The sequence below is a fragment of the Oleiphilus sp. HI0080 genome (assembly GCF_001635135.1).
The window spans coordinates 1-437 of sequence record NZ_LWFU01000091.1 but is presented as its reverse complement, the minus strand read 5'-3'; the positions used below and the strand labels follow the sequence as shown (position 1 = coordinate 437).

Here is a 437-nt window from a genome sequence, read left to right as displayed (position 1 = left end):
CCACGGCTGATCAATTGCCACCCCCCCTTTTGGAGACATATGCGTATTCAAGCCCAACCCAAGAGTCACCCTCCAACTACTCGTAACCTCCCCTTGTAGCTCAACCAATATTCCCGCTACTTTCTTGCCATGAAGCCAAACATCATTAGGCCACTTCACACCAACCTCCTGATACCCCTCCTCTACCAATAGCTCAGCAACAGCGACGCCAACAACAATACTTAAACCCTGTAACTCAGATGTGCCTTTTACCCAATCGAAACACATACTCAAATAAAGGTTCTCAGCAAAAGGACTAGACCACACCCTCCCTCTTCGACCTCGCCCAGAGGTTTGCTGCTCGGCAAACAATATAGTATAAGGAGCATCCACTCCAAGGTAATTGTGGACGTCGCTATTCGTCGAAGAACAAGATAAAACATGATGGAGGGATACAG

1 protein-coding gene is annotated in these 437 nt (G+C 47.8%); it reads right to left on the bottom strand.

The window, feature by feature from the left end:
- Nucleotides 1-437: biotin--[acetyl-CoA-carboxylase] ligase (locus tag A3751_RS01205; RefSeq protein WP_068451280.1), on the bottom strand; the 437-nt coding region annotated here is incomplete at both ends.